Consider the following 12,821-nt stretch of genomic DNA (forward strand, 5'->3'; position numbering starts at 1 on the left):
TCTGTTCTCATCCTGATAGTCGCTGACCTCTCACCCAGATCGTCGCGCTATACTGTGAAGTCTCGTGAACAGCAGTCTGCGCTATCCCTGCATAGAGCACGCAGCTTGCTGGTGCGTCAACGGACGCAGTTGGTGAACATGATGCGCAGCATGCTGGGAGAGTTCGGCATCGCTATTCCAGAAGGCATTGAGAAAGCGCTGACTATGGCACGCCAAATAGTCGATGGTGAGATCGAAACGGGCCTTCCCGCAGAGGCAACGATGATTGTCGGCATGCTATCGCAACAAGCTATCGACACACATGCCCGGCTCCAGAAAATAGACAAGGCTCTGAATGCCCTTCAACGTAGCGATGACGTTGCACGACGCTTGTCGACCATCCCCGGCGTAAGGCCTGTTAGCGCTACCGCTTTTTGCTGCGTCGGTAAGCGACCCTCATCAGTTCAAGTCAGGGCGTCAGTTTGCCGCTTGGCTGGGCCTGACTCCGTTACTGTTTTCCAACTGCACGCAGCCTCGGCGACTGGGCCTTGGCCCATGATGCGAGTTGCGTGACCGGGAGGTAAGGTTTCATTGCCGGTATGCATAAACACGCAGACGTCAGGAAGCTTTTCAAATGTCCACGTGGCTACAGGGCGAAAGCCAAATGGCGGGAGGCGACATAGCTGGTGACGCGATAATAACGCTCTCGCACGGACAAGCTTCAGATTTCAGGAGTTCGAGAGAGAGGTCGATATTACCGGCACGAGCTCCATCCCGATCGCCGCCTGGCCTGATCGAGGTGCAGATGGTCGGCATGTGCGGCGTTGTAATCGGGCGAGAGCACAGTGGAGAAGCTGGTACAGGCATGGTCGCGTACCGTGTGCAGGAAGGTCGCCTTAGCCGTTTTGCCCGACCAGTCCCTGAGCACCGTGACACGGCGACCATCGGACAGCACGAAAGCGGCAATGTCGATGGCGCTGCCGGCCTCGCCGTAGGCTGCACATCGTGATGGAGCCAGAGCGCGAAGCCGGCATAGATGTGCTCCTGAGGGGCGCAATGCGATGTCCAGACGGGCAGGGGCAGCAAGGCGCTTGCGGTCGTCGCGACGGCAATCCCCGCTGCCTGCAGGTTCGAGTGCAGCGATCGCAATATCGCTGCGTTTCAGGAAAGCGCGGCAAACATTGCGATCATCGCGCACCCCCATGACATTTCCGCGCGTGACCGACGTGTCAGCCTGATCAATCGTTAGCGGCGCGCGCGGGTCATATTCGGGATGTTCGCGCAGCCAGAGGCTACCGCCGTAGGCGGCAAGGTCGATTATCCCGACGAGCACGTGAATACGGATGGGTGCGCGACTCAGCGCATGAACATGGAGGGCGTGGCCGAGAGCTGCGAAACCCTTTTGGCCGCGTCACGCTTCTCGAAGCGCTTCTTGGTGCACAGCCCCCCACGCCGGCGGCGATCAGGCCGACGGGACCGAGGCGGCGCAATGCCGACATCGCCGCGACGCCCAGGATGGCGCCGCCGGTTCCATCTACGTCGCGCATGTGCTGGGCGACCTGACTACCTGTAATCGCACCGAGGATACTGCCGAACAAATATGATCTCCTTTGGAGAAGCAAAGGCCGGCGAGGGCGATGGTTCCGACGCTTGCTAAGGGTTCTTCTTCGCAGTGCCGTTGCCGACGTCGTCGCGCGGCTTGCCCTTCGACGTGCGCTGGGCGCTGGCGTTGGCGCCAGCAAGAACAGGCCCGCAGGCCGCCGACTTGGCATCGCCTGGATCGACGAAGGCGAGCAGCCCGGCCACCGGAGTCGCCACGATTGCAAGGCCGAGACCGGCACCCGCGCGGCCGACAAGTTGCGGGGTGATGACCTGCAGCTTAGGCTCGGCGAAATGCCCGCCCAGACCAACGGGCGACTGGCCGGAGAACAGGCTGATCTTCTTGCCGTCGGCGCGAAAGGCCATGTCTACCGCCTCGGTGCCGAAGCTGAAGCCGCCGCGCCCGGTGACGACGTTTTTGCTGGTATCGATCAGGATCGGATCGGCAACTGCCGTGCCGCTGCGGACGGTGAAGGCGAGCAGGCCGCAGTTCACCTCGATCGGCTTCTTGAGCTTGCCCTGGAACATCTTCTGCACGAACGTGCCAATATCAAGTTCGGCGAGTTGCGCGTTTTTCGTCCACAAGGTGCCTTGCGGCATTACGAACGCGATCCGACCGGACGAGCTTGCCAGGGAATCGTGGACCGTATCGCCTCTGCCTTCCAAATCGATACGTCCGCGGATCGTGCCGGTGGTGCCCGAGTCCGCCAGCCCATATCCGGCGAGCAGCCGTCCCATCGGCGTGGTTGCAAGCCGGATGTCGTAGCGTATTGCCGACGGTCGCTGGCGGGTGTCGAATATCAGGTCCGAGGCCACATCGCCGCGCGCCATCGAGAACGTGAGCGGCGATAGCGCGAGGCGCCCCTTGTCGAGCGACAACTTGAGCGCGATGTTTGAAACGGGCACGTTCTTCGAGCGCACGATAGCGATCTTCCAGTCGACCCCCGCGTCGAAGCGCTGCATCATCGCAACCGGCAGTGCGGCATCGGGAAGGATACGGCGCGCGCCGGCACCTGTGGCGGCGGCAGCGGCCACCGCACCCTTTGAAGCGACGACGTCCGGATTGTAGCCGATGAACGGGGCCGCATCGATGATGTCGAGCCGCCGGGTCACAAGCGACGCGTCCATTCGCAGCCGCGCTGCGTTGGTCACGGTGAAGCTGCCGGACAAGTCCGACTGGCCGAAGGTGCCGTTCATTCCGGTGAAGCGATAAGTCTGTGCCTGCTTCACCATCTGCGCGTTGAGCGCATAGCGGCGCGTCTGCGGGATCGCGACGTCAATGACGGCCAGCAGATCCGACAAGTCACCTCCCTGCGCCGCCACCTTCAGCGGGACGCCTTCGAATTCCGTCAAGCCGGGCAGGGTGCCCGAAACGTCGATCACGCTGTGAGCGGCCCAGGCGCGCGCTTGGAGTCGGTTTTCCCCGCCAGCAACACTGGCATCCGGGGACAGCAACTGCGCCGAAAGGCGGAACGGCGTGGTGCGGAACATTCCGTCACCCTTCAGCCCAACCGCCTTGCCGATGCGGGTGTCGGTCGCCGCGATCGGATCGATAGTAAGATTCGCGAGCAGGGGCATCTGCGGATCGACATAATGGACCTGCGTGCCGGTGATGTCTGCTTGGTCGATGCGCGGCATCTGGAAAGGCTTGCCTTCGCCGGCTTGCGAAAACGTCCAGGTGTTGCGCTTGTGAGCGGCATCCCATTCGAGATTGGCAACGCCCCGCTCGAGTGCCAGGGAATAGACATGCCGCCGACCGAACAGCAGCGATAGCGGTGCGATCCGCGCTTCAATTCGCTGCGCGGCGAACAGGGCGCGGCCCTTGGCCCATGGCGGGTTTGAGACGGCCAGTCGTTCGGCAAGGAACTTGATGCGCAGCGGTGCGAAATAGAGCTGGAAGTCTCCGCCGACCTTTACCTCGCGGTCGCTCAGCGTACCGGCAATATTCTCGAAGGGATGCTTGAGGAACCGCCCCTTGGTGATGAACAGTACCAGCCATACAGCGAAGATCGCGCCGACCACGATCAGCAGCACGTTGCGAACGATGTGGCTGCTCCGCCGCCGGACGGATGGCGTTGGCGCAGGCGAATCCGAGGCGACTGGCGTTTCCATGGCCTATCATCGTCTGAGAGGGGGATTTGGTTGCGGGTTCACTTTGGTCAGATCTCCGGAAGCCGCTGTTCGGCGAACCCCCAACCATGTAGCCGCTCAGACCGCCGGATCAGCTCCGCAGCATCGCCGATCGAGAACGGTTGCGCAGTCTTCATCCCGTCCAGTTCATCCCAGCTCACCGGCACCGCGACCGGGGCGCCTTCCCGTGACCGTACCGAATATGGCAGCACGGCGGTCGCTCCGCGCTGGTTGCGCAGCCAGTCGATGAAGATGCGGCCCTTGCGCCTGGCCTTGCTCATCGTCGCGACGTAGCGGTCCGGCTCGGCAAGGCTCATGGCTTCGGCGAAGCGGCGGGCGAAGTCCTTGTGGGTGTCCCAGTCGTGCCCGCGTTTGAGCGGCACGACGACATGGACGCCCTTGCCGCCGGACAGCATTGCGAAGGTCACCAGGCCAAGGTCCGCGAGCCGGGCACGGATGTCGCCGGCGGCTCGGATGCATTCCTTGAAATCCAGTCCCTCGTCGGGGTCGAGGTCGAAGATCATGCGGTCGGGACGTTCCACGTCGTCGACCCTTGCCGCCCAGCCGTGGAACTCGATCGTGCCCATCTGCACGGAGGAGAGAAGGCCCTCTGCGTCATTGAGATAGAGGTAGTCCTCCACGCCGCCGTCCTTTTCGCGGATCGGCACGTGATGGACGTGATCGCCGAACGTGCCGCTGTCGTGCTTCTGGAAAAAGCATTTCTTCGCCCGGCCCTGCGGGCAACGGACGAGACTGATCGGCCGGTTCGTCACGAACGGCAGCATCAGCGGCGCGACGGCGGCGTAGTAATCCGCAAGGTCGCCCTTGGAGTTGCCGCTTTCGGGGAAGATCACGCGCTCGCGGTTGCTGATCTTCACGGCAATCTCCGCCCATGGCGGGGCCTGCGCTTTCTCCGGCGTGACAGCCCGAGCCTTCTTGTCAATCCTGAGGCCCAAAAAGCTACCATGACGCACGCGGCCTTCGCCGGTCAGTTCGGCGAAGGCCACTTCCGCCACCAGTTTCGGGGTGACCCAGCTTGCGCCGCGTGCCTCTGCCTTATCGACGCTCAGCGGCGGGGTCTTGCGCGCCAGCTTTTCAAGCCTTGTCGCCATGTGGGCAAGACCCTCCGCGTCGAAGCCGGTGCCCACCTTGCCGCGATAGATAAGGGTCTTGTCCTCGTACTGCCCCAGCAGCAGCGAGGAGAATGGCCGGCCCTTTGCGCTCGACTTCGCCCATCCCACGATGACGAACTCCTGCCGCCGGGTGCACTTGACCTTGACCCAGTCTTTCGTGCGGCGGCCCCGGTAGGGTGCATCGATGCGCTTGGCGATGATCCCTTCCTGCCCGGCGCCGCACATCGCATCGTAGAGCGTCTCGCCAGCGCCGATCACGTGGTCGGCGACGAAGATGGGCGGCACGGCATCAGCCAGCAGCGCCTCCAGCCGTTCCTTGCGCTCGATGTTGGGCATCGCCGCCAGATCCTCGCCATCCAGTTCGAGGAGATCGAAGGCGTGGAATTCCAAGGGCTGGTCTTCGCCCTGGATGCCCTTGCCGCGCTTGAGTACGGCCTGGAGGCTGGAGAAATCGGGATTGCCGTCCGTGCCCCGGGCGATGATCTCCCCATCGATCAGGCAGGGCGGCAGGTCGAGCGCGGCGATATGCGCGGACAACGGGCCGAACTTGTCCGTCCAGTCGAGGCCGCTGCGGGTATGGACCACGACCTTGCTCCCCGCCGCCGCGACGAGCGCGCGGTAGCCGTCGAACTTTATCTCGTGCATCCACAGGTTGCCGGTGGGCACGGTGTCGACCAGAGTGGCGAGCTGGACGGGACGGAACTTCGGCAGCTTGCCCGCGCCTTTGCGGGAGCGGTTCTTGTGCCGCGCATTGCGACAGGCGGCCTTCTCCATGACCTGCGCAAAGGCATCGCCCTTCTTGCCCTTCAGCGAGTGGGTGCCGCCCTTGTCGGCTTCGATCTCGGCCATGGTGCGGCCGGTGAGCACACTGGTGAGGCCCTGTTCGACGAGTGCATCACCCGTCTGCGCATGGGCATCCTTCACCTTGCGCAGCAACCAGTTCTCGCGCTTCTCGCCGGGTCTGGGCTTCATGCGCACGAGCAGCCATTCGCCCTTCATCCGCTCGCCGTCGAGAGTGAAGTGGAGGTGGCCGTCCTCGATGTCCTTCGCGCTCTTGCCCGGGATCGGCGCCCAGGTGCCCCGGTCCCAGAGCATCACCGTACCGCCGCCGTATTCGCCCTTGGGGATGCCGCCCTCGAATTCGCCGTAGGACAGGGGGTGGTCCTCGGTGCGCACGGCAAGGCGCTTGTCGTCGGGATCGGCGCTCGGTCCCCGGGTCACCGCCCAGGACTTGAGCACGCCATCGACTTCGAGGCGGAAATCCCAATGCAGCCGCCGCGCCGCATGCTTCTGCACGATGAAGGCGTTGCCGCCGGTCTTGCTTCGCTTGCCCGCAGGTTCGGCGGTCTTCGCGAAGTCGCGCTTGCGGTTGTATTCGGCGAGAAGGTCGGCGCCGGGGTCGCCGGCCTTGCCGCTACGCCCGCTTGCGGGCACGGCTGCCACCCGAGGGCGATGCCTTCTTCGCCGCAGGCTTGCGCGTTGACGAGGCTGACTTGCCGCCGGCCTTGCCGTCCCCGACCGATTTCTTGAGCGCCGCCATCAGATCGATGACGTTGCCCTTGCCGCTTGCCGGTTCCTCGACATCCTCCAGAATGCGCTTGTTGCTCTTCGACTTGGCCTTCTTGTCGATCAGGCGGTGGAGCGCATCGACATAGCGGTCGTGGAATTCGGCGGGCTTGAACGGTGCGGTCTTCTTGTCGATCAGCGTCGTGGCGAGGTCGAGCAGGTCGGCGTCGGGCTTCGCATCCTCGATGTCGCGGAAGTAGCCTTGCGCCTTGTGGACCTCGTCGGCGTAGCGCAGCACTTCCATCACCAGGCCCCGCCCGCAAGGCTTGATCGACACCAGTTGCTCGCGCCCGCGCACCGCCAGTTGCCCAAGGCCGACCTTGCGCGTCTTGCGCAGCGCCTCGCGCAGGACGGTGTACGCTTCCTCTGCCAGATCGTCGGCGGGGATTACGAAATAGGGCTTCTCGTAATAGAGCACATCGATCTCATCGGCATCGACGAACTGGACGAGTTCGAGCGTCTTGCGGCTCTCGATCTTGACCGCCTCGATTTCCTCCTCGTCAAGCAGGACGTAGCTGCCCTTGGAAACCTCGAAGCCCTTGATGATCTCGTCGCGGTCAACCGGGCCGACGCCGGGCGCGACTTTCTCGTAGCGGATGCGCTTGCCGCTCGGCTCATGGATCTGATGAAAGGAAATCGCCGCGCCCGATCGCGTCGCCGGGTAGACCTCGATCGGGATCGAGACGAGCGCCAGTCGGATCTGGCCTTTCCAGTATGCGCGTGCGGGCATGGGCGGTTCCTTCCTCGGCATCACAAGCCGGATCAGGGCATGGTTGTTCCCGTCGCAGTCTGGCCGGTGGGAGCAGCGAGGCTTTCGGCCAGATCATCGAGCGCCTCCTCGGGTATGCGCCGGGCGATTACGGCCATCGGGTCCTGCGGCTTGTGAGCGTCGATGACCGTGTCTTCGCCTCGCCACTGGCGCAGGCGTTCGGCCAAGTACGCGGCTCGCTGGCCGGTGATGACAGGGGCTGCCTTACCGGGGGCGTGGCACTGCGCGCAGGCTGGCAGTTGCGCTTCGGGAAGGCCTTTCGCGACTATGGCGTGCCGGTCTGCAACGGGGCCGTGAGGCAGGCCGGGCAGGCGCGCGTAATAGGTGACCGCAGCTTTCATTTGCGCCTCGTCGAGCCCGGCCGCGGCTGTCTGCATGACCGCGCTGGCCCGCTTGCCGGATTTGTAGGCCTGCAGCGCGCGCAGCATGTAGGCGGCATCCTGTCCGGCGATGATCGGGATGTCGGGCTGGGCGCGTCCTTTGCCGTCGACGCCGTGGCAGCCCGCGCACTGAAGCAAGGGAGCGCCTGCGATCGGCCGAGTAAGCGCGCGGTATTGCCGCGGTGTCATCGTCGGCAGGCGGCGCACGAAGCCGACCATGCGGCGGATTTCGTCGGCGCGGCTCTTTCCTGCCCATGGCGGCATGCCGGTGAACTTCACCCCGTGGCGGATGATCCAGAACAGTTCGCGATCGGTGTAGTGGCCCGCCGTCCTGGCAAGGTTCGGCGCTGGCGGCGTCGCGGCCTGCATGACCGGGGAGGGCGCTTCCCCCGGCGCGCCGTGGCATACCTGGCAGGACTGGCGGAAATGCCCTGCCGCGCTGACGAGGCCCGTATCGTCACGGATGACCTTGGGCGTTTGCACGGCGCTGTAGGTGCGCGCGGAATTCTGCATCGTCCAGTGCAGGAACCAGTCGGTGATCTTCCAGTGCCCGGTGGAGGCGGCGACGGGCACCAGCCCTGCCGCCGCCGCGCCCAGCCCCAGCGTGAGTGCTGTGCTGAGGGCAAGCACGACACGCCCGGTCGTGATTTTCACCATCATGTCGCGGTGCTCCGGTCTTCTCGCAGCAGGGTCGCAAGCAGGCCCAGCCCGCCGATCAGGTAACTGGCGCCGCCGATCACCAGCATCACCACGCCGCCAAGTTGCTGGTCGCCGAGCGGATCAAGCCCGTGGCCATGGTGCATCCCGTGATAGAGCGGACGCGGCGCAAGGCCAATGAGGACGCCCAGCAGGGTCATGTGCATGGACGTAAGCAGCAGGGCGCCGATCCCGCTTGCTCGGGCCGGGGGGTGGGTGGCCGCGCTCCACAGCAAAAAACCGGCCGCAAGAAAGCTCGCCTGCTCGATCACGGCTATCAGGGCGTGACTATCGGCGGCGCCGCGCAAAGCGGGCAGATGCCAGCCCCAGACGGTCAGCAGTTCCAGCAACATCATGACCATCGGTGTGACGATCGGCGGCCAGCGCCTTGCCGGATCGGCAATGGTGCCCCGTGCGGCATAGGCCAGCAGCGGCGCGGCCACGGCCACGGCGATCATGTGTCCCGCCATGTGTCCAGTCATGCCCAGCGGCAGCGGCGACAGCGCCCATCCGGTCGGGACCAGCAGCAATCCGACAATCAGTGCGGCGCGCTTCACCGGCAGTCTCCGATGAACACGACGGGCAGGGCCGTAAACAGTACCGACACGAAACTGAGGCCCGCCAGCAGCAGGGTCGATTTGGCCAGGAACCGCAGGCGGTCGACCTCGGTGCCCTCGTCATGCGGGGGCGGATCACCGACGGTGCGCTGCTGTTTCCACGCGATCCAGCCAGACAGCGCGATCACCACCAGCGCCAATACGGTGCCGAGGGTGAACAGCACCGGGAATTTGGCGAAGGCGCCGTCCTTGGCGCACGATATCGCCGCCCACAGGTAGGCGAAGAGGAAATGGCCCGCCCATACCGCAGGCGGCACGATCAGAGTCCAGAGCGTGACCTTGAGCCGCTCATGCCACTTGCGCCGCTCACTCATCACGCGAGCTCCGGAAACAGGCCGATGGTGAGGTACGTGACCGCCACCGTCAGCGCGAGGAAGTGCATGTAGACGGTGACGTTGCGGATGTCGGCGTCGTGCGCGGGCGTCATCTTCCCGGCAAGGCTACGCGCAAGGACGTAGGCCAGCATGATCGCGGCGACGCAGCAGTGCGCCGTCGTCCAGATCGCCAGCGTCCAGACGATGGCTGGATAGCTGTGCATCTGCGGGTCCATTCCTGAGAGCCAGGGTCCGGCAAGACCTGCGTAGATACCGGCAAGACTGGCCGCGATGCCCAGCAGCACCAGCACGCGGGCGAGCGCGATCTTGCCGCGCGCGTGAACCTCTCGCGCGCCTGCCGTCGCCAGCCAGCTTGCCACCCCTACCACCAGCGCCACCATCGGCCACCAGACGCCCGGTCCATCCGCCATCGCCATCGGCGGGAAATCTTCATGCCGGGTCCAGAAAAAGTAGTAGCCGAAGACGAGGCCGGAGAACGCCGTCGCATCGGCCATCATGGTGATGAACATCGCCCACCACCCCGGCGCCGCGTCGCCCGAGATGTAGAGCGGCAGTTCAATGCCGTGGCCGATCGGCTTGCGGGGCTTCTCCGGAATCTCCGCCGTGCCGGTCCACAGCCATGTCAGCACCAGCGCCAGCGTCAGCATGCCCGAGACGAGTGCCGCCCAGTAGAAGTGGTAGGTCGTCAGGATGAAGACCCCACCCAGCGCCACCGCCGTCAGCATCGGCAGCCAGCTCGGTCCGCCAAGTCGGATCACCGAAACGGGGCGCGCGTCCAGAACCGAGGTCACGATCGTCTCGCGCCGGCCTTCCTCGGCGTCGGGCAGAAAGTAGCGGCCTTCGTCCACCTTGCGCACGAAGTCCTCCTGATCCCAGATCGGATAGCGGCTCTCGATCAGCGGGATCGAGCGGATGCCCCAGTTCTCGTCATCGGGATGGGCCAGCCACTCCAGCGTGCCCGCAGCCCACGGATTGCGCGGGGCCTTCTGCCGCCATGGCGAGCGGCACAAGTCCAGCACGATGACCGCCACACCCGCCGCGATCACGAACGAGCCGATGGTGGAGGCAAGATTGAGGCCGCCGAGGCCAAGCTCCTCCGGATAGGTGAAGACGCGGCGCGGCATTCCCTCGAGCCCCGACAGGTGCATCGGGAAGAAGCACAGGTTGGCGCCCACGAAGATGAGCCAGAACGCGGTGCGCCCCAGTCGGTCCGACAGCTTCTTGCCCGTCACCAGCGGCCAATAGTAGTAGAGCCCTGCTAACAGCGGCATCAGCGTGCCGCCGATCAGCACGTAATGCAGGTGGGCGACGACGAAGTATGTGTCGTGCGCCTGCCAGTCGAACGGGGCGACGGCCACCATTACCCCGGTCAGCCCGCCGATGACGAAGATCGCCAGGCTCCCCGCCGCGTAGAGCAGCGGCGTCGACCAGACCACACGCCCCGCCCAGAGCGTCACGATGAACACGAAGATCTGCACCGCCGTCGGGATCGCCACGGCCTCCGACGCGGCGGAGAAGAACGCGAGGCTGATCTTGGGCAGCCCGGTCGCGAACATGTGATGGACCCAGAGCCCAAACGAAAGGAACGCGGTGCCCACCGCCGCCAGCACGATCCACGGATAGCCCAGTAGGTGCCGACGCGCGAATGTCGGCACCAGCATCGCGAACAGGGCGATCGAGGGTAGGAAGACGATGTAGACCTCCGGATGGCCGAAGATCCAGAACAGGTGTTGCCATAGCAGCGGATCGCCGCCGCGCGAGGCGTCGAAGAACGGCCAGTCGAGCAGGCGCTCCATCTCGAACAGCACGTCGCCTGCGATCAGCGGCGGGAAGGCGAACAGGATCATCACCGCGACGACGAGGATGTACCAGGCATAGAGCGGCATCAGGTTGAGTCGCATCCCCGGCGGGCGGCATTTCAGGACGCCGACGATCAGTTCGACGGCGGCGGCGACGGAGGACACCTCGATGAAGGACAGCCCCAGCATCCAGATATCTGCGCCGAGGCCGGACAGGTCCGTGCGCGTCGTCAGCGGCGGGTACATGAACCACCCGCCATCGGGCGCAGCATCGAAGAAGATCGAGCCCGATACGAACACCCCGCCGATCAGGAACGACCAGTATCCGAAAGCGGACAGGCGCGGAAAGGGCAGGTCGCGCGCGCCCAGCAATTGCGGCAGCAGGATGATCGACACCGCCTCGAACATCGGTACGGCGAAGAGGAACATCATCACCGAGCCGTGCAGCGTGAACAGCTGGTTGAACGTCCCTGCGTCCACCAGATCGTTGTCCGGCACCGCCAGCTGCATGCGTATGATGAGCGCGAGCACGCCCGCGAACAGCATGAAACCGAACGCGGTCAGGACGTACCACACGCCGACTTGGTTGTTGTTGGTGTCCGTCCAGCGCAGGAACAGTCCCTTGGGCGGTTCCCAGACCTTGCGGAGCCGCACTTCCTGCGCCTCGCGCAGCGCGATGTCGTCCTGATCGTGCAGGCTCATCGTCCCGCCTCCTTCAGCCAGCGGGCGATCACGCGTGCGTCTGCCTCCGGCATCGCGGCGTAGGAGGGCATGCGGGCTCCCGGCTTTGACTTGTGCGGATCGCGGATGAAGGCGGCGGTGTTCTCCACGGTGGGGGCAAGGATGCCAGCGCCCAGCGTGCGGCGTGTCCCGAAGTAGGTGAGGTCGGGGCCGATGCTCTCGCCGCCGGTAAGGGAATGGCACGCATTGCAGCCGCTGGCCGCGAACAGCGCCGCGCCGCGACCCTGCGTGCGAATGGGCGGCTCGCGACTGGTCGCCAGCCATGCGTCGAAGGCGGCGGGCTCCATCGCGATCACGTCGAACGCCATCAGCGCATGGCTGAGGCCGCAGAACTCCGCGCAGACGCCGCGATAGATGCCCGCCTTGTCGGCCTTGACGACGAGGTGGTTGGTGCGCCCCGGGATCATGTCCATCTTCCCCGCAAGGCCGGGGATCCAGAAGCTGTGGATCACGTCGGTCGCGGTCAGTTCGAACACGATAGTGCGGCCCACTGGAATGCGCACTTCGTTGGCGGAGATCAGGGGCGGCTGGCCCTGATGTTTGTAGCGCACCCGCCACCAGAACTGCTCGCCCTCGACATGCACGCGCAGGTTCTGCGCGGCGTCGGGGAGCGGACGCATCGCGGGCAGGGCCCAGACCAGCAGTGCCGTCAGCACCACCGTCGGCACGATCGCGCCGAGCCAGAGCACCATGCGCATTCCGCCCGCGTGGTCCAGTCGCCCCTCCGGCGCGCGCACCGCGAGGACGAACACGGCTACCACGCCCAGCGCGATGATCACCGCGCCGATCACCATCACCATGGTCATCGTCAGCGTTGAGCGTGCCTCCAGCCCGAACGGTGCGAGCGCGGACTGGTGGCTGTTGCACCCGGCCAGCAAAGCCGCGCAGACGATGATCGATTTGCGCAAGATGCCCCTTGTCCCGTGCTGTGCCCTGTGTGCGCCTGACAACGCGCGAGCGGGGCAAGAGTTCGGAGAGGTGGGCGTTACAAAGGGTTGCTGGCCCCCATCACAGCAGCTTGTCGAGCGTGATCGGCAGGTCGCGGACCCGCTTTCCCGTCGCATTGTAGATAGCGTT

9 protein-coding genes and 1 pseudogene are annotated in these 12,821 nt (G+C 65.0%); 1 reads left to right on the plus strand and 9 read right to left on the minus strand.

The features are described from left to right. Positions 1-490, plus strand: a pseudogene (locus LH128_RS35035) (transposase); the annotation flags it as partial. A 243-nt stretch (positions 491-733) separates the two neighbouring features. Here LH128_RS35035 and LH128_RS15215 read toward each other — a convergent pair. From LH128_RS15215 to coxB, 9 genes are all read right to left on the minus strand, one after another. Further along, positions 734-1,312, minus strand: coding sequence for an extensin-like domain-containing protein (locus tag LH128_RS15215; RefSeq protein ID WP_008830541.1), 579 nt, complete (start codon positions 1,310-1,312; stop codon positions 734-736). Between the two features lie 320 nt (positions 1,313-1,632). Then, entirely contained in the window at positions 1,633-3,690 is a 2,058-nt protein-coding gene (locus LH128_RS15220; protein ID WP_008830542.1) for an AsmA family protein, read from the minus strand. 47 nt (positions 3,691-3,737) lie between these two features. Next, positions 3,738-6,284 carry a DNA ligase D gene (ligD, locus tag LH128_RS15225; protein ID WP_008830543.1) on the minus strand — a complete coding sequence of 849 codons (2,547 nt, stop codon included), beginning with the start codon at positions 6,282-6,284 and terminating at the stop codon, positions 3,738-3,740. Next, complete coding sequence (ku, locus tag LH128_RS15230) at positions 6,256-7,137, minus strand: non-homologous end joining protein Ku (RefSeq protein ID WP_008830544.1); 882 nt, start codon at positions 7,135-7,137, stop codon at positions 6,256-6,258. The genes ligD and ku overlap by 29 nt, the downstream gene beginning before the upstream one ends. Before the next feature lie 32 nt (positions 7,138-7,169). Further along, positions 7,170-8,216 carry a c-type cytochrome gene (locus LH128_RS15235; protein ID WP_008830545.1) on the minus strand — a complete coding sequence of 349 codons (1,047 nt, stop codon included), beginning with the start codon at positions 8,214-8,216 and terminating at the stop codon, positions 7,170-7,172. Beyond that, the gene (locus tag LH128_RS15240) at positions 8,213-8,809 is read right to left on the minus strand and encodes a cytochrome c oxidase assembly protein (protein ID WP_008830546.1); all 597 of its coding nucleotides are present in this window, start codon (positions 8,807-8,809) and stop codon (positions 8,213-8,215) included. Before LH128_RS15240 ends, LH128_RS15235 begins: the two co-directional genes overlap by 4 nt. Then, entirely contained in the window at positions 8,806-9,183 is a 378-nt protein-coding gene (locus tag LH128_RS15245) for a hypothetical protein (RefSeq protein ID WP_008830547.1), read from the minus strand. The genes LH128_RS15240 and LH128_RS15245 overlap by 4 nt, the downstream gene beginning before the upstream one ends. Continuing rightward, entirely contained in the window at positions 9,183-11,705 is a 2,523-nt protein-coding gene (gene ctaD / locus LH128_RS15250) for a cytochrome c oxidase subunit I (RefSeq protein WP_008830548.1), read from the minus strand. The genes LH128_RS15245 and ctaD overlap by 1 nt, the downstream gene beginning before the upstream one ends. Continuing rightward, positions 11,702-12,652 (minus strand): cytochrome c oxidase subunit II, encoded by a 951-nt coding sequence (gene coxB / locus LH128_RS15255; protein ID WP_008830549.1) that lies wholly within the window; start codon positions 12,650-12,652, stop codon positions 11,702-11,704. The genes ctaD and coxB overlap by 4 nt, the downstream gene beginning before the upstream one ends. Positions 12,653-12,821: the final 169 nt, after the last annotated feature.

The organism is Sphingomonas sp. LH128 (assembly GCF_000293195.2).
GTDB lineage: Bacteria > Pseudomonadota > Alphaproteobacteria > Sphingomonadales > Sphingomonadaceae > Novosphingobium > Novosphingobium resinovorum_A.

Coding starts and splice junctions, on each gene's coding strand:
- LH128_RS15220 (WP_008830542.1), bottom strand. CDS start 3,690: ATGGAAACGCCAGTCGCCTCGGATTCGCCTGCGCCAACGCCATCCGTC.
- ku (WP_008830544.1), bottom strand. CDS start 7,137: ATGCCCGCACGCGCATACTGGAAAGGCCAGATCCGACTGGCGCTCGTC.
- LH128_RS15235 (WP_008830545.1), bottom strand. CDS start 8,216: ATGATGGTGAAAATCACGACCGGGCGTGTCGTGCTTGCCCTCAGCACA.
- LH128_RS15245 (WP_008830547.1), bottom strand. CDS start 9,183: ATGAGTGAGCGGCGCAAGTGGCATGAGCGGCTCAAGGTCACGCTCTGG.
- ctaD (WP_008830548.1), bottom strand. CDS start 11,705: ATGAGCCTGCACGATCAGGACGACATCGCGCTGCGCGAGGCGCAGGAA.